The 18,289-nt window shown below is 38.2% G+C and carries 11 protein-coding genes; 5 read left to right on the forward strand and 6 right to left on the reverse strand.

Annotation, left to right across the window (positions count from 1 at the left end; all coding sequences use genetic code 11):
• Positions 1 to 67: 67 nt before the first annotated feature.
• Positions 68 to 1,258, forward strand: a complete 1,191-nt coding sequence (locus tag LT090_RS14995) for an MltA domain-containing protein (RefSeq protein ID WP_082897006.1) — start codon at positions 68 to 70, stop codon at positions 1,256 to 1,258.
• Positions 1,259 to 1,278: 20 nt separating this feature from the next.
• Here the strand turns inward: LT090_RS14995 and LT090_RS15000 are convergent, their stop codons facing one another.
• The 3 genes from LT090_RS15000 to LT090_RS16870 all read right to left on the reverse strand — a co-directional run bounded on the left by LT090_RS15000 (position 1,279) and on the right by LT090_RS16870 (position 4,126).
• Positions 1,279 to 1,749, reverse strand: a complete 471-nt coding sequence (locus tag LT090_RS15000) for a DUF6265 family protein (RefSeq protein WP_068544356.1) — start codon at positions 1,747 to 1,749, stop codon at positions 1,279 to 1,281.
• Positions 1,742 to 3,700: an alpha/beta hydrolase domain-containing protein gene (locus LT090_RS15005; protein WP_070796005.1), complete on the reverse strand. Its 1,959-nt coding sequence runs from the start codon at positions 3,698 to 3,700 to the stop codon at positions 1,742 to 1,744. The genes LT090_RS15000 and LT090_RS15005 overlap by 8 nt, the downstream gene beginning before the upstream one ends.
• A gap of 297 nt (positions 3,701 to 3,997) precedes the next feature.
• Positions 3,998 to 4,126: a DUF3149 domain-containing protein gene (locus tag LT090_RS16870; protein WP_082897007.1), complete on the reverse strand. Its 129-nt coding sequence runs from the start codon at positions 4,124 to 4,126 to the stop codon at positions 3,998 to 4,000.
• Positions 4,127 to 4,481: 355 nt separating this feature from the next.
• On the opposite strand from LT090_RS16870, the gene LT090_RS15010 reads away from it, so the two are divergent.
• Positions 4,482 to 5,030, forward strand: a complete 549-nt coding sequence (locus tag LT090_RS15010; RefSeq protein ID WP_068544358.1) for a hypothetical protein — start codon at positions 4,482 to 4,484, stop codon at positions 5,028 to 5,030.
• Between the two features lie 237 nt (positions 5,031 to 5,267).
• Positions 5,268 to 8,141, forward strand: coding sequence for a M14 family zinc carboxypeptidase (locus tag LT090_RS15015; protein WP_068544359.1), 2,874 nt, complete (start codon positions 5,268 to 5,270; stop codon positions 8,139 to 8,141).
• A gap of 244 nt (positions 8,142 to 8,385) precedes the next feature.
• Here the strand turns inward: LT090_RS15015 and LT090_RS15020 are convergent, their stop codons facing one another.
• Together LT090_RS15020 and LT090_RS15025 are read right to left on the reverse strand one after the other, a co-directional pair.
• Positions 8,386 to 10,149, reverse strand: a complete 1,764-nt coding sequence (locus tag LT090_RS15020) for a tetratricopeptide repeat protein (RefSeq protein ID WP_068544360.1) — start codon at positions 10,147 to 10,149, stop codon at positions 8,386 to 8,388.
• Between the two features lie 108 nt (positions 10,150 to 10,257).
• Complete coding sequence (locus LT090_RS15025) at positions 10,258 to 11,331, reverse strand: helix-turn-helix domain-containing protein (RefSeq protein WP_082897008.1); 1,074 nt, start codon at positions 11,329 to 11,331, stop codon at positions 10,258 to 10,260.
• A gap of 728 nt (positions 11,332 to 12,059) precedes the next feature.
• Between LT090_RS15025 and LT090_RS15030 the strand changes: the two genes are divergently transcribed.
• The gene (locus tag LT090_RS15030; protein WP_112424268.1) at positions 12,060 to 13,247 is read left to right on the forward strand and encodes a DUF3471 domain-containing protein; all 1,188 of its coding nucleotides are present in this window, start codon (positions 12,060 to 12,062) and stop codon (positions 13,245 to 13,247) included.
• Positions 13,248 to 14,261: 1,014 nt separating this feature from the next.
• Here LT090_RS15030 and plsB read toward each other — a convergent pair.
• Complete coding sequence (plsB, locus tag LT090_RS15035; protein ID WP_068544362.1) at positions 14,262 to 16,688, reverse strand: glycerol-3-phosphate 1-O-acyltransferase PlsB; 2,427 nt, start codon at positions 16,686 to 16,688, stop codon at positions 14,262 to 14,264.
• 232 nt (positions 16,689 to 16,920) lie between these two features.
• Here plsB and LT090_RS15040 point away from each other — a divergent pair, with 232 nt between their 5' ends.
• Positions 16,921 to 18,243 carry an amidohydrolase gene (locus tag LT090_RS15040; RefSeq protein WP_068544363.1) on the forward strand — a complete coding sequence of 441 codons (1,323 nt, stop codon included), beginning with the start codon at positions 16,921 to 16,923 and terminating at the stop codon, positions 18,241 to 18,243.
• The last annotated feature ends 46 nt before the right edge of the window (positions 18,244 to 18,289 follow it).

Genomic DNA, 18,289 nt, shown 5'->3' on the forward strand with positions numbered 1-18,289 from the left:
GCCCTATGTCGATATACGCCTTCGATAGTCAGTATTTAACAACATCAAGAATTAAGATAGCCAGTCAATGAAATTATTACCGCTTATCACTATCGTATGCATTGCCTGTAGCGCGATAAGTGATCACGCTGCAGCCAATGCACAATCAACCCCAAATGATGCTATTAACGAAAGCATAAATGAAAATAAAAGTGGCCAGTTTGTATTAGAGCAAAACCCTGACATTGGTCAAATGAAGATCGCCAAAACCAGTGAGCTCTGCTCAGTGGCTAGCAATACTTTAGATTACCTTATGCTGGTCGATGATAACGATGCGATTCACCCTGGCAGCGTGGTAAATGAGCAAATAAGCTTGAAAGATGTTGGCCTGACATTAGCCTTTATATGTGAAACCTACCGCCAAGATGTTAAAAACAAACACCCTGGAAGAATGCATGATAGCGAGTTTTTAAAGGCTAATTTTGACTTTTACCGTTGGTACCCTGATAAAGACTACGCTGACAAAATACGCGAAAAGAGCACGAACGACGTCAAAAACAGGCTATTAAACAACATTCCTGAAGATAAGCTGTTCATCACCAAGTACTACACCAAAAAGTTAAAAGCCAGTAATGTAAAAACTGAACTTTATAACCAAGCACTGTATGCACTGCCTTATGATGAACAAGGCATGACTAAAGTAGAGGCTGAAAATCACAAAGCGACCCTAACTCGATTCAAATATACCCGTGCACAAATCATCGATGGAGCGCTGGAAAATAATAATCTAGCGAAACCACTCATTTGGATAACTGAAGACGGTTTACATGACGTATTATTACAAGGCACTGGGGTGTTGGATGTTGACGGTAAAACCCGCTACTTCAACGTACATCGTAATAATGGCATTAGTTATGATTATGCCATCGGTAAAAACCAACAAGGCCGTTATTGGTACTTTGCCGAGGTGCCGTCAATTATGGGTTACGGCAATAGCATGGAAACTAAGATTGCGATCAAAGCCCACGCTACATTTGCCGGTAACATTAAACAATTAGGTCTGGGCAAGTTGGTGATGATTAATTATCCCCAAGGCCAGCAGTCAATTAGCCAGCTAGGCGTATTAGCAGACACCGGCGGCGCGTTCGATAACAATCTATTTCAACTCGACTTTCTTGTAGACAGTTACTATGGCTGGAGCGATTACCATCAGGCAAATAAGCACTTGCCTGACTACGCTAATACTTGGATTTTAATTAAGAAAAAAACAACAGAATAAAAAACGACCTAGCAAAGCGGCTATTCGTCTTTTGCGCGGGTAACCTTACCAAATTCAACGGTAAACATTTTATCTTTTCCATCGGATACAATCACCATGAGCTCAGTTGGCGTTGGTGATAAATAATGGATTTTCTTGGGAAAGTCGTGTTCTGGATTTTCAAATGTAACAGAATTCTCAGAACAATTAGTCAGTTCAAATGGCACTGGCTCTTCATTATTTGGCACCTTCGCAAAATAATAAACTTTGTCATCAATAACACCAATACGTAATTGTTCAGACCAACTCACTTTGCCTTCTTTAATTGTTTGGCCAATACCATTAAATATACTACTCCCCTGCGCTCGCCATTGCTCCGTAACAATAATATTATTATTACTAGGTGACTGCCAATCACCTAACAGCCAGCTGATTTTTGAAAGCTCATTACAGGCGCTAGCAAGGCTAGAAAAAGGCAACAATAACAAACAAAAGCTTAAAATTTTAATCATCTAATAATTTCCGTTTTTTATCGTCTTCTTCTTCATAAACAGGGTCTTTTTGTAGCATACTCCAATCCCACAACCAACTACCTTGCTGTTTGATACGGCTAACATCTCGCGCTAATATCCAACCTTCAGCTAAGCTTTTTAAAATCATCTTATTTAGATGTGTCATGTAGGCACGTTTATTTGCATAACGAGAAAGAATACGCTTTTTCTTCCATTGTTTTATAGCACCACGAAAGTCTTCAATCTCATTGCTTGAAAACTTATCATAGCGTAAGACCCACGGCATAAAAGTAGCGATTGGAGCCTTTAGTAAAGGATGTGAAATGCCGCCGAGTTCGTGGCCATTGTTATCGAGTTTGGGTACCGGCGGTAGTATTTCTGCAAGCAATACTGGAGGATGATTATCTATCACCCCTTTGTGCCAATTCTTACCGTAATCAATCTCATAAGCGGTATGCGGTTTAAATGGTTTTTCAACACCAAGCCAATTCGGAAGTTGAAAGTGAGCATAGTTTGTTAGGGTTTGATCAGCAAACCTAGGATACTTACTTTTCGGAGGCTTACGGTCAGCGATAACCCACTCACTCAGATGCGATAACAGCGAGCGTAAATGAGGTTTAAAATTAAGATTATTACCGCGAAAAATTAGATTGTCTTTATCAACTAATTTTATATTGTTGGTGCTTTCAACAAAGTGTTGAGCTGAAGCTAAGTGAAAGATTCTCTCATTTTCTAATGGCGCCATATCAAATACTTTATGGCTATGGGTAAGACCTGCAGCACGTCCCCAATATTCATATCCCGTATTGGTATAGAAAATTTTAGGATAAAATGGTTCATGATTACGTTTTAACAAACCAATTTTTTGATTGGTTATGTCAGATCGAATACGTTGAGAGGTAAACGGAAAAACATCGGTTGGATAGAAAAATGCAGACATGCGATGAGCATCACGAGACGGCTGCGCAAATCGATGATTGAAACTGCCGCGACCTGCGCCAGCAGTATGAATAAACATCCCATCGTAGGCAATTATCCCATCTTCAGTTTCATTAAATCCTTGATGTAGGAAATGACGTAAAAATCGACCAGTTTGTGACACCCCATAGGCAATTGCTTTGGGTACGTAAAACGGATTGCTTTCTTCTTTAATATACGCGGCTGTATCACGTATTATCGCTAAGCCAATGCCAGCAACTTGAGGGTCTCTCGCAGGGTACACTAATTCATATATGCCAGGACTGAAATCACCAACGATCGATTTACCGTCGGAGCTAAATTGCCATTGATTACGAGGCACAATTGCTCGCAAACTATCACGTCCCATTCGCTTGGTAAGCCAGGCTTCATCTTGAGTAGCAAAGTCTACGGGGTAAATTGTTTCTATATTATCGCGGTGCGCTAATGTTAATAATGATTTGTTATTATCAACGGTCCAATCACTTCTAACCCATCCTTCGAGATCAATAATACGTGGTAATTCTGCGTACATTAAATCGTCTTTATGGGGCACATCGCCTTGCCAACCTACCCAGACAAGTGACAAACCTAATTCTTGGATCAAGCCATCGCCAAGTGCGGCGCTTTTATCTGGCATTGCCACTCTAGGAGCTAGATTAAAATATGAAAGAGCCGATTTGCCACCACGATTGCTTACTTCGACAATTGCGCCGCGTCGATCTTTTGGATTCTTTGGTTGGATAATAAAATAATTAGCTTTTGCGCTTACCATGCCTTCAGCATTAGGTATCGCTAACTCAATATCGACAATCTCTTTGTTTACCGCATTGTTAGGATCAAACTCAAAATAAAATTCACCGCTAAAAACTTGCAGTGTCATATCTTTCATATGAATAGTTTTACTACTGTTTACCGTATGCTTGACTATGGCAGCTTGGCTAGACAGCGAAACCCCTGCTAATATAAGCAACAATACCTGAACAAATTTCATTACTAATTCCATTATTTTTAATTATCTAAGCGCGTGTAGAAAGCCATTTCTACTTAGATAGATTGTCAAAACTTAAATTCTATTTACTTAGCTACAGCTTAACCTTGTTGAAATCAATTGCAAGTGATTGAATCTATTCGTTGAGAATGGCATAGCGTGACAAGTTACTCTGTAACGTCAATTGGCAGGTTTAGTATTTGCTCGATTGATTGCAGATTTTATTAAAGACGTGCCTATGCCCCACAGAATATGAGGCATATTAACAACACAGTGTGTTTCAAAAATAGCAGTAATGGTTTACTCGTTGTTGTTAATCTTAGTCATAAAGTAATAAACGTAGTACGCTATAATTACCAACACAGTTAATAGTCCGCCCGCTGAAAATAGTACGATCGGGTCCGATAATAAGAAAGCTAAGTTATCCATAAAAATTCTCCATAAAAGTTATTCAACTATGTGTTTCCTATAGAATAAAACAGTGCATAAAGACCACTCTGATCTAGATCAACAATTGATTAACTTACGTTACTTTTTGTAACTAGAACGCCGGAATGTTTGTGTGCATTAATGAAGTACAATGTTACTTGTAGATTAAGCAGCTAAATTGACTCGTTAATTTGGCCTGTAAAATTGAGTTAACTCATTCATTCAAATAATTTCAAACCTTTTACGCCTTTTACGCGACTAACTAATTAAGAGAACAACAAATAAAAAGCTCTAATCAATGATTAGATCCACATCTTTGAATAAAAGTTTAAAAAATTAATTAAGGATTAACACAATGAATTTAGTTCAAAAAACCACAACAGCAGTAGCTGCATTATTAGTATCAGCGGTACTTAGTAGCAGTTACGCAGACGCTTTAAAGGACGGTGAATACACAATCACTTTGATGAATAATTGTAAAGTTGTTAGTGAATATGCGATGAACAGTACTCAGTTTCAGGCATACAAAGAGCTGCAAAATGCGGAGCAAGAAATGCAAGATTTAGAGCAACCTATTGAAGAGATCCAGCATCAAATAGAGCAATACAGCGATGAAATAGAACGCTTATCAGAAAAAATTGAACAGCAAACTGAAGCTGGTAATTTTCACAATACCGCCGAAGTAAAAGAACTAAATAAACTCTCTTCAAAGTTGAGTACGTTAATGAAAAAGCATCAACCATCATTCGATAAACTCAATAAACAAGGCCGAAAAATTGGTGATGTAGCAATGGTTTTTGAACAAGCAATTCAAGCCAATGTTCCCGATATAAAATATGATCAAATGCGCATTTCTTCAGCTGAAAACAAACAACAAAACATTAACTGCTATGCAGCTAATTAATCCGTTAACTATCAGATTGATTATAAAGTGAGGCTTCAATTATAGGCTTTCAACTTCTAATTACTAAATGGCAGGCGTTGGCCTGCTTTTTCATTTACCTTCAGAGCAAGCATTTATTGCCTATTTATCGCTATCGATGGCTGTTAACCCTTTACAGTTAATCAACTACCTTTATCTTTTTGATATCCACTTCTATAGTTAACATGTTTAAAAAAACAATAAATAAAAGAAGGGACTATGAGAATTTCAACACGATTAGCTGCACCTTTATTACTGCTTGCAGCAGCTTTTAACGCTACCGCAACAACGGTGATGAAGCCGACTCCCCTAGCTGAGGCAAAATATCCAAATATTTTAACCGGAACTTATGATACAAAAATAACCTCACCCAAGGATTTCCTCGGATTTGAAGTTGGTGAAAAAACGGCTACACCGGAACAAATTAATACCTTAGTGAATATTTGGGCTGAGCAAAGTGAACGTGCCAATATTGTTGAGTATGCGCGTACCTATGAAAATAGACCACTGCACTATCTTACGATTTCTAGCGCCAAAAACATTAATGACTTAGATACTATCAAAGCCAATATTACTGCGCTAAGCACACCGGATGACTTATCCAAAGGCGACATTGTCAAGTTAATCGAGCAGACCCCTGCTACGGCGTGGATGGCTTATTCTATTCACGGTAATGAATCCTCAGGCGCAGACTCTTCGCTAGCCCTAATTTACCATTTAATTGCAAGTGAAGATGAAGAGGTCAACAACTTACTTGATAACCTTGTTGTACTCGTCGATCCTATGATGAACCCTGACGGTCGCGCCAGATTTACTAAGCAATTAGAGCAAAACAGAAGTGCTACACCAAATTTTGATGTCCAGTCTTTATTGCACAATGGTGTTTGGCCCTTCGGCCGAACTAACCATTACCACTTTGATTTGAATAGAGATTTTTATTTTGCGGAAAACCCTGAATCAATAGGCCGTATCAAAGCCATTAATCAATGGTTGCCACTACTGATGATTGATGGTCATGAAATGGGGGCATTAGATACTTTCTTATTTGGACCTCCGCGTCAGCCTATAAATGAACATATTGCCCCAAGTATCAATCAATGGAGTAAAGTTTTCGCAAAAGAGCAAGCCGAAGCCTTTGATAAAAAGGCTTGGCCTTACTACACCGGTGAATGGTTTGAAAACCTATACCCTGGATATTCCAATTATTCTGAGTACAAAGGCTCGATACATATTTTATACGAACAAGCTCGCACTGCAGAAGACGGCGTAAGACTAGAGAACGGTCAGATCCGTAGCTATAAAAAATCTGTCGATCATCAATTTTATAGCTCAATGACTAACCTCAAAACATTAAGTAATAATCGACAAAAGATTTTTTCAGACTTCGTTGAAAACCGAAAAAGTCACGTCGCAAGCTCAGGTATATACGCCGACAAGAGTTTCGTTGTTTTGCCAACTGAAAACCATAGCCGATTGAATAAATTCTTAGACTTACTCGATCTACAAGGAATTGACTACTTTGAATTAACGCGTAAAACGAAAGTACAAAACGCAATAAATCAACTCGGTCAAAAGCTTTACTCCACAGAATTGCCTGTTGGCTCAATCATCATTCCAAATAGGCAATATGATGCGCCACTTATTGCGGCAATCTTGGAGTTCGACGCCAGAATAAATGATGCGGTACTGCTAGAGGAGCGACAAAAGACATTACGTGACGGTAGTTCAGTAATGTATGACTCGACAGCTTGGAATTTAACCATGCTGTATGGCCTACAAGCATTTGAAATTGGTTATCACTTTGAAGATAACCTTAAACCTTTGACCCGCCAAGTCTCTACTGATTTTGCGAGTACAGAATATACGATTGCTTACCTAGTAGATGGCGCTAATGACGGCTCCGTGGGCTTTGCAGCAAGATTGTTAGAACAAGGCGTTAATGTTCGAGCTCTAGATAAAGAAGGCATATTTAACGAATTATCATTTAATCGAGGTTCAATTGCTGTTACTACTCACGATAATAAACATATTGCGAATGTGACAGAACTTGTTGCGCAAGCAGCCAAAGACAAGAACGTTAATGTTCATGCGATTAATCAAGGCTTAGGTGATGAAGATCTACCTGATATTGGTGGTGATCACTTTAAGTTGTTAAAGCGCCCACAAATCGCCATGCTTACACAAAGTGGCATCAGCCCTTATGACTATGGTCATATTTGGCATATGTTAGATACTGAATTAGGTGTGCGTCATTCGCACTTAAGCCAAGAGCTAATTAGCTCAATGGATTTACGTCAATACAACGTACTTATCATTCCGGGTCGTTGGTATGGCGAATTAACTAGTGGCAATATCGCAGCAATAGATACTTGGGTGAAAGCGGGTGGAACCTTAATCGTTACGAGCAACTCGACAGTACAATTTGCGAAGACTGATAAATTTGTTGAAACCACAGTGTTATCGGATTCATTCGAAAAGATAGAAGACTATAATATTGCTCTATACAAAGAATGGCTTGCACAGCAAACAACGATATCGAATCAAAAGCTAATCACTGATCACACGGTATCTGATTCAATATGGTACCCATGGCAAAATCACCAGGATTTAAAGCCTATGAGTAAAGAGCAATTAATTCGCTGGGATAATTGGACCGCGCAATTTATGCCATCCGGTGCTTTACTTGCGACGCGTACCGATCAAAAAAGCTGGTTAACTTTCGGAGTCGATGAAACCTTACCGGTACTCACTGACAATACGCCATTGTTAATGACCAAAAGCCCAACAAGCGCGGTAGTTCGATTTGGTGTGTTAGTCGATAACGGCAAAGCTAAAGAGCGTTTAATCGGTTGGTCAACAATTCCTGACGGTAAAGATCTATACCTTAGAATGAGTGGCTTAGTATGGCCTGAAGCAGCGCAACGAATTAGTAACGCCGCCTACCTGACTCGTGATAGAAAAGGCAATGGTCAAGTTATCATGTTTGCAAATTCACCTAACTTTAGAGGGGCAACAAAAGGCACAGCAAGACTGTTACTTAATGCCATTGTTTATGGGCCTGGTTTAGGTACAAATCAGCCTTTAAATCTATAGAGAGTTTAGTTTAAATCTGGACCATTACAGGTTTCAGATATAAAAGAGCTAGAAATGATATTTTTCTAGCTCTTTTTTTATATTTGAATACATAGCAAATATCTTTAGGATGGAGTTAAGTAAGTGGTTGATAGTCCCCAGCCTGTCGAGCGGTCATATATCTCTCAACTAATGAAATATCTGTACTTTTATCAGAACTCACCAAAAGAAACGTAAAGCTTATTATTATGCATCTATAATCGAATTAAAGTTTAGAAATTATATTCATTACTGCTTGCATCGCAGGATCATCTCCTGAGAAATACTGTTTGGAAGATAAACTTACAGGAACGTGGGGTGGTACCCAAATTCGATGATCTTCGGCCTTCGACGCTTGGTGGAATTGTGATGAAATAATGCCCCAAGTACCACTGTATGGCAGTTTAAACCAGCCAGCTTCACCTAGCGCGTTAGGTCTAGAGCCACTTGGTTCACCAACTAAAATAGGGTTAGTAAATCGGTTAATATCCAGTAATAAGTTATGCGCTGCTGAAAAAGTATTCCGGCCAATAAGAACAAATATTTTCCCATCTGGCCTTAACGCTTCAAATTGAATAAGTGTTTTTAATAAAGGAGGGTAAGTACTGCCATTCCCACCAGCATTATGTCTTAGATCTAAAACAAGATTTTCAGCTTTAAACTGTGAAATTTTTTCTCTAAGCTCACTATTAAACTCTTCAAAAGACTGCGAAGCTGCGTTATGAACATAGTTGTATTGAATGTAAATTGCTGCCTGCTCTGGAATATGCTGATACCAATACGATTCTTTGATTCGTAGGTTATAGATTGCATCACTATTAGCTAATGCTGGTAACTTAGGAAAGCCATTGAACCCCATTGTCTTTATTTTTGGATTTATCACCCGTTGCTTTCCCTTAATATCCACAATAGTAAGAGAAATATCTTGGGCGTCATTAACTATGTTTAACCCTTTAAGTACTTCAGGTAATCCTAAGTAGTGAGGCCCCAACCAAAGGTGTTGCATCTCATTATCTCTTGCATTAACCATTTTAGTTCTTTCTAATGCTTCTTTTACCTCAGTGTTTCCGATAGAGACAACTTTACTGCCCACTAACTGTTGATACCCTTTATCAGCTCTTACGATGAAAAGACCATCGCTAAATTGATAAAATTGTAACGGCAATTGATTGAAAGAACCTTTGTCAGCGTACGCTGGAACAATAAAGTTGTGCCCATTATCCATAGCCGCAACCAATTTCATAAATTCAAACACTATCGCCTGATCTGAAAGAGAAGGTATTTTCTTGCTAATGCTAGCTACCATTTGTTCAAACTTCTCTTGATTGACGGAATGATAGATATTGACATGAAGTCGCTTTATTTCAGCAACAAGAAATTCTAGGTCAAATTGCCATGACTGAATTCGGGTTAAATTATTAGGAAGAAAACTGCCTGAGACTTTTTGAAATGCTTTAGAGTCACTAATTCGTTTAAAATGAGCATTACCAATCAAATCTTTTCTGCCATCGTAACGTGCTTGCAAGGATTTATTGATCCACGCAATCGCATTAGACTCTTCTCCAAGCTCAGAATATGCTTCAGCAATATTAATCATAATGTCATTCGAAGGTGCTGAGCCTGTAGGAATATTCGAAATGATTGTGCCTAAGGCCAACGTTTTTTTAAACGCACTAACTGACTCTTCCCATTGCTCCAATTGAAAATAGGTAAGCCCTAATATGTACCATGTATCCCCATCATCGGGATATTGGCTAGTTAAAGATTCAATAACTGGCTTGGCAGCTTGCCAGTTTTCTTGTCGTACCAGCTCAAGTGCTCTAACTCTATTTGCATAATAAACGGCTGGAACTTCTACTTCACTAATGGTAGGAGGTTGACCGATAGCATTGTTTGTCATTTTGCTGGCTTTATTCGTTTCAAAAGCTTGGGTTGAAAACGTAAAGAACAAGGTGATGATGAAACAATAAATAAAGCGATTGGAATGCATTACACTTCCTTTTTTGGAATTTTAAAATATATGAGAATAATAGTAATTTATGAGAAAATGTCGTCCGAAATCAGGATTTCGGACTTAAAAATGCCTTTTTGTACTAATTTACGACTCAACCGTGGGCTTTAAATTCTCACGAAGAAACTGAGAAGGGGTTTTACCTTGCTCTTTTTTAAATACCGCATTAAAGGTAGATTTTGAATTAAAACCTGAGGCCAAAGCAATTTCTAACAGAGATGCTGAGTCACTATTGCCTGCTAAGAGCTTTTTCTTTACCTCTGCTATTCTCAAGCTATTTATATAGTCACAAAAATTTCGATTACTGCCTAAGTTGATTGCCCAAGAGATATCTTTCACATTAACACCCGTGCTTTGTGCTATATCCGTCACAGTTAACCTTGGTTTTTTAAACATTTCATTTTGTAAAATTAGACTTTCAATATTGGTAAATATGCTTTTTGCTAAAGCTTTCTCTGCTTGTTTATCGTCCGTAATCTTATGCTCATTTAAGCTTTCATAAAACGTCATTCCATCAAACAATAATGGTTGCCGGATAACTTTAAATGCTAGATAGCAATAAAGACTAAAAAAGATAACTTCATTTACTAAATACCAAAGTCCCTTGACATGGTCAGAGGTGATAGTTTGCAGATTCATCCTGACAAGATCGATAACAGTCGCTACAGCAAAAACAGTTAAGGCTTTTACCAACCACGTCAATTTATAGCTGTCTGCATCAGAACTTACAGCTTTCGAAGTCGCATGGTAGCGAGAAATAAGACGAAATGACAACAACAGATATATAACTTGGCTTAACGTACCGAAGGCAATAATAAGCTGAGTGTATTGAGTAAAAGGGAGAGCAATAATAGACAAAATAAAATGCATCGCTTTTTCTTGTCTTTTGAGAGTAACATCATTCACAAGTGAACGAATAAAAAAGTAAAGTATAGGTCCAATGACCAATGTAAATGCAGGTGTGATTAGATAATGTTGATTATTTGTATTGGTTCCTTCAAGTGCATTCATTGCACTGAGAATGGCTTGAAAAATAAAAAATACCGCTAAGCTGCGATAACGTTCTTGATTCCATATAAGTAATGCAATAAAGCTCATTTGGAATGCAAAAACAATTTGCAAAATATTGACTGGAAGTAATTCTATATTTTGTAGAAACATAAAGGGGTAAACACTATCAGAAAAAGAAACAGGCTTAGTATAATCTAATTGCTAAAGTATGTTGTGAACTTATTGATTTTTCTTGCGCACAACCTCTACTCATTGACATTAATAATATACATTCGTTGCCGCTTAGCGAATGAGAATATGAGCAAACTTAATACAGCTGAAGGTGAGCGACAGCAGTGAACTTGAAGCAGACGGTCAGATTACTCACCTTTTAACTTCCGCTTATCGCTCTTAACGGTCGGTCACGACCATCAAAAACCTTGTTTTTGTACAATAACATCATGTATTGTGTATTTACAATTTTTAAACATCGCCAACGGCGGGTTTGAGCGTTCAAGAGACGGTCATGCATCTTCTGATTGGGATTACTTTTTCCCTAAAGCTGACGTTCGTACTTGCTTCTCTAATGTTAACTATTAGCCAAGATTTTATACTCGACTGTAGACGGGTTTAAGCTCCATTGCAGCCGTTGATATTACAACACCTGATATTCACTCTGTGAGTCTTTAACAGACATTAGAAGTGTGTCAAATACAGGTTGAAGGAGGAAACTTTCATCATCAATAAAGCGACTTGGTTGAACATAATTGAGCTACATGAAATATTCTGTAACAAAAGATAAAGACAACAATGTTGCCCAAGATGTACTAAACGAGTTAACTTCTTCTGAATTCTAGTCACTTAATGAATATAGAAACCTAATATGTATAACCTAAAATATGTATAACCTAAATGTAAGAATAAAAATTATATTCCTATTTATCTATTTTCTGTTGCAAGCAAGCATAGTGCAGGCAAGTTCAGTACAGGAAATAGGCAAAGAATATGAAATAACGGCCAATAAAATTACTGATCAAGTTTTCGTACTATCAGTAGCCTGGAGTAAAACTTCATTTATCAATAGTGCAATTGTTGTTGGCGACAAAGGAGTCATGTTAATTACTGCACAAATGGAGCCTGTTGCTCCGAGTTTAGAAGCAAAAATTAAGAAATTAACTGGTAAGCCTGTAACCCATGTTTTGAATGTGGCCTCTGATACGTTTCATTATCATGCAAATGATTATTTTAAAGAACGTGGCGCGGAACTTATCAGTCATAGTGAACTTCAATATACCCAAGCAAGCACTCAAATTTTGTTTGATCGAAAATTTTCTATGCAATTTGGCAGTGAATTAGTAACAGCAACTTACACACGAGCGCATTCGAAAGGCCAAACAATTGTTTACTTAGAAAACAGTAATGTGATGTTGCTTGGAGATGCCTTTCGTACTGACAAATTGGTGTATACCGGTTATCACGGTGTAGAAGGTCAGCTAAGTGGTTTCGCTCAAGCTTATGAAATAGCGAATGACCAAACATTAATTGTTTCAGGACATAAAGGAGAGCGATTATTTAGCAAACGTGATGCTTTAAAACAAGCCAGCGCTACGTTAAGTACATTCTCGGAATTGGTTGGTAAAAAGCACAAAGCGGGAATGACTCTTGAACAAATGATAAGTGATAAGGATCTACAAAGTGCTGTTAATATTTATCCAATTTATAAAGAGAAACCTAGTTTAATTCAATATAATATTAAGCAGTTGATCGGAACCGAGTTTACAGAATCTAACTCTATTAGTGATTCAGCCCTAAAGACCTACGTAGGGACTTACCAAAGTGATAAAGGTAGTCTTTTTAAGGTGGATTTGGTTAATGGACATTTGTTTATTAAGGAAAAAGGAAAATTTCTATTTAAATTAACTTACATGTCTGAAAACAAGTTTTATGTTTGGAAGTCAAGTACAGAGTCCTTTTATATGCAGTTTCATTTTTCTTCTGACGGAAAGGTTATTGGCGTTTCTCCAAAAATTCCTGAAGGGAGTTATTGGGCTCCAATTATCGCTACAGGTATACGCCAAAAGCTTTAAACAGATAGAGTAGTTATCTGATGATGCTTATTTAAATAATAAATTAAGCATCTAATCAATCATATGGTTGTGAACGCAGTGTATTACTCTCATGTTTTAAATCGGAAAATATGCTGCTTTGCTTTAAAGGCTCAATGACTGCTGTGGTGGCTTTGTTCACACTAATACTGAAAGACTTACTGCCAAAAAGCTATCATCAAAAGTCTTAGGTACTTATCTATGGCTAACTTCTTCTTTCGTATCTTTGTTATAGTTATGTTCGCTTAGTTCAACGTCTGCTTTTTGCTATAATTAAAAATAAAGCCAACTAGTCGTATAGCCGAGTTTGGCACAAACTTGCCGTTCGTAGTTACATTAAAACCGGGGGCACTTCATAGCATAGTGGTCAATATATGGCGTAGCTAGTTGAGAGTGATCGCTATGTTAATATCGACAAATAGCCTAAAAGTACCCATATTAAAGTTTACCCTGCATGAACTTGTATATCATCACTGATGATATCGACGTATGTGTTTAATTAATCCATTATCGTCGAACTCCAATAATAAGAATGTCTTTCATTTTTGATATGGTTGATAGGCTTCATTATATGCCTCGATGAATAACTCAAGGTTTAGTTCTTTAGCATTTGTTTTAAAGGATGACAGTGTGGCTACCAGTAGCAATGTTATATAAGTTTTCATGGGGGTCCTCCTTTGTTATATACAGTATTGTTTTCAACGTTTATTGCGTAATTGCGAACTTTTATAGGGAATTTTTTGACTGTTAATGAGGTTTCGAGGTCAATAAGTTCAGTTCATTTTTAATAGTCGAGTATACTTAATGGTTAATGATTACGTTGCCTTTCCATGTTTATAATTCTTCCTGTATTAAACAATCTATTAATACTTTTAACTTCACTTTCTTCTATATAGAATTCAAGTTTAAAGTTATTGTTTTCTGGAATAATAAAACGAGAATCAGTTATCGCTTTTAATAAGGTAAGCTCTTTTTCATTAGAATATTTTTTGAAACTTACGAATGCAAAATACTCTGTAAAACATCTTCATCCAATAAATGCACTAAGATATCATTCAATTCTGCCAGTTGTTCATTAGCAACAAAACACCCCTGTTCATCGGATTTAATATAACCCCATTCACGTAAGGCATTGACGATGGCCGCTTGTGCTTTTCGATCAATAAACTCAGGTGCATTGATGTTATGTAACGTCGACATGCGTTTTGCAAGAGTAGTTGCACTTGATTCTAAATCAGAACGGTTAATTGGTGCCGCTTGATTAATGATTTTAATCACAATGCTATAACGCTGAACAGTCTCATTGATACACGATGATAGCAAGTTTAGTAAGTAGGTTTTATTGCAATCATTATTGCGCGACCAGTAACCTGCTTTACTTTGTTTGATCATATCTTTAGACGCTAAGAAATCCAATATTTCAGCAACTTGTTCAGCTATCACATCTTTGTTTTGCCATAGATACAATTCCGCTCTCATCAAGCGCGCCATTTGAATCACTTTGTCGCTAATTTCATCAAAGTTAAGTTTGTCGTAGCTTTTTAATAGACGACAAACAAGCGCCGGCAACATAAAGGCATGGATGATGTTATTTTTGTAATAACTCATCTCTAATGCGCCTTGCTTACTAAGGGAAATAATTTGTCCCATTTCGTCGTCGGTAATCTCGACCTTATTCAACTTAATGACAGCATCAACCAACTCTTTACCTGACTCTTCAGGAATGATGATGTCTGCACTAAATGGCGCTTTTCGTTGCAAGTCTAAAAAGAAATCTAATTGTTGCTCTAACTCTTTGCGAGTTAATGCTTGGTTTTCTGACGCTAGTAAAATTAATGCCGTTAACGTCACTGAGTTTAACGCTACCGCTTTATTAATTTCGGTCATCACTTCATTGGCCATGACATTAACAGCTGGAGTTAACCATTGCGGTTTAGGCGGGTCAATTGGATCAATGCTATCTTTCCAATCAGGCACTTGCTTATTTAGAAATTCATTGATGTTAATCGGCTCACCAAAGTTAACGAAACCTTTACCGTAATTACGCAGTTTACGAATGGCTTTAATAATGCCAAAGGCAGACTCTTTTTGTTTTGAGCTACCTTTTAATTCTTTATGGTAACTGGCTACTTCCATAACATGCTCATAACCAATATAAACAGGTACAAGCGTTAGTGGGCGATCAATACCTTTAAGCATGCTTTGTATAGTCATTGCTAACATACCGGTTTTCGGTTGCAGCAAACGTCCGGTGCGGCTGCGGCCGCCTTCAGTATAGTATTTCACTGAATAGCCACGATTGAATAGCAAGCCTAAATATTCACGAAAAATTGTAGAATATAAGCGATTACCAGCAAAACTTCGGCGAATAAAGAATGCCCCTGCCTTTCTGAAAATTGGCCCTGCTGGCCAGAAGTTTAAGTTAATACCTGCAGCGATCCTTGGCGTCACTAGACCTTGATGATAAATAACATAGGTTAGTAATAAATAGTCCATGTGCGAACGATGACAAGGCACATAAATAATTTCATGACCTTCTTCTGAAAGTTTACGTAAGCGCTCACCATTGCGAACTTCAATACCATCGTATAAACGATTCCATAACCAACCTAAAATTCGCTCACCTAAGCGAATCGTGGTTTGACGATAATCAGCGGCGATTTCTTTCATCATACCGAGCGCTTGTTTTCTAACTTCAGCTTCAGACAAGCCTTTTGATTTTGCTTCGTCTTTGATAAGTCGTTTAATCGCAGGAGTGGCAAACAGCGCGGTAAATTTTTGCTGGCGGTCCATCAAACGTGGACCTTTAGCGGCAATAGTTTGACGATGAAAATGAAAGCGTGTGATGCGAATTAATTTATGTGCCGCTTTCTCGTCCGTTCCGTGATCATCAGCCATTTGTCTAAAGGATACAGCATCACTAAACTTGGCTAATGTTTCACGCCCTAAGAACAATACGATCCAAAATTTACGCATAAAGTTAGGTGAAACTTCATCGGCGAGTACGTCACCAACATCTGCTTTTTGTTTGGTTGGCGCGCGCCCCCAAAGTAAATTCACAGGAATTAACTGGGCATCAGCTTGTGGATTTTTTTGATGATGTTGCAGTAAATCTAAGCCTTGTTGAACGGCATTCGTTGGTTGACTTGTCACCCATGGGAAAATAGAACTTGGTCTGGCAAGACAAATACAACGATTCATCGACTTACCATTTATTTCGACAATTTCGAGCGGATCAGGAAGTTGTAATTTTTTACAGGCTACTTGCAGAGCAATTAGATCACTCGCCGATTGATGACGAACAACGTAAAACACAGACTTACCGTCACCTATATCAAGTGATTCGATAGATTCTGGAATTACCTTACATCGCACCAATAACTTCACTGGCCAAGATAGTAAAAAATAGAACAAAGCTCTCATTGTTTAAATTACTCAAAATGAATGATAAAAATTTGCTTAATAATAACATTATTAAGCACTTGTGTGCTATAGCCCTGATATTACCAAGTTGTTACCGAGTGTGAATATGATGTTGCCTTACATCTTGATAATCTATTGAGAAAACAAGACTTTTTCTCAATTCAAGTATAAGATTAGTACAGAAAACAAACAACAGATACTAAAACCAATCATCACTACAGGGGTTATCCACATGAAGTTATTTAAGCAAACGCTTTGTCTGCTGTCATTGCTCAGCATAACAGTGTCAGCAACTGCTGCCGATATTAGCCAACAAGTGAACAAAGATTACCAACAACATCTTGGTAAATTATGGGATCATTTTCATCAAAATCCTGAATTATCATTAATGGAAACGAAAACGGCGAAACGTTTAGCAGAAGAAATCCGCTCACAAGGTTATGAAGTAACAGAAGGTGTTGGTGGTACTGGTATTGTCGCAATATTGAAAAACGGCAAAGGACCAATGGTAATGGTACGAGCTGACATGGATGGCTTACCTGTTGTTGAACAATCAGGGCTTAAAAATGCCTCGAAAGTTAAGATGACCGACTGGGATGGTAATGAAGTTGGAGTAATGCATGCCTGTGGTCACGATGTACATATCACAAGTTTAGTCGGTACCGCGCGCTATATGGCGGCGAATAAGGACCAATGGTCTGGCACATTAATGTTAATTGGCCAACCAGCGGAAGAACGAGGCCCGGGTGCATCAGCAATGATGGACGACAATATTTGGAAAACATTTGGCCAGCCTGATTTTGCCTTAGCGTTCCATGTAGATGCTGGCGCTGTTGCCGGTAAGATCACTATAGACGAAGGCTCACCTTATGCCGGAGCAGACACCGTTGATATCATTGTTCATGGTATAGGTGCTCACGGTGCATATCCACACCAAGGCAAAGACCCGATCATGATTGGTGCGCAAATCGTTACCAACTTACAAACCATCATTAGCCGTGAATTAGCACCAAGAGATGCTGGCGTGATAACCGTTGGTGCGTTCCACTCTGGCACAAAGCACAACATCATTTCTGATCAAGCACATCTGCAAATCACGGTTCGTAGTCTGAATCCAAGAGTGAGAACACAATTATTAGAGGCAATTGAACGTGTCGCTACCGGTACGGCTCGCACTGCAGGAATGCCAGAAGATAAACTGCCGACCGTAACAGTCAGCGAATTTTCATTTCCACCGACCTATAATGACAAAGCACTAGCGCAGCGATTAAAAGGTGTTATTGCTGATAAGATGGGCGAAGACAGCATGGTACCACCTGCTGAAAGTGGCATGGGCGCTGAAGATTTTGGCTTCTTTACTACTGACCCGTATATTCCAAGCGTATACTTTTCAGTCGGTGGTACGCCGCAAGAAGATTTTGATAATGAAAAGAATGGTGGTCCGCAAGTGCCAAGCCATCACAGCCCATTATTTAAAATTACGCCTGAACCATCGGTTAAATCTGGCGTAGAAGCAACGGTTCACTCGCTTTTGGAGTTGATGCCAAAAACGTAAGCTAAACTGTTTCAAAATCTGAGTTAAACATTTGCATATAAAGGAG

The sequence above is a fragment of the Thalassotalea crassostreae genome (assembly GCF_001831495.1).
Classification (GTDB): Bacteria; Pseudomonadota; Gammaproteobacteria; order Enterobacterales; family Alteromonadaceae; genus Thalassotalea_A; species Thalassotalea_A crassostreae.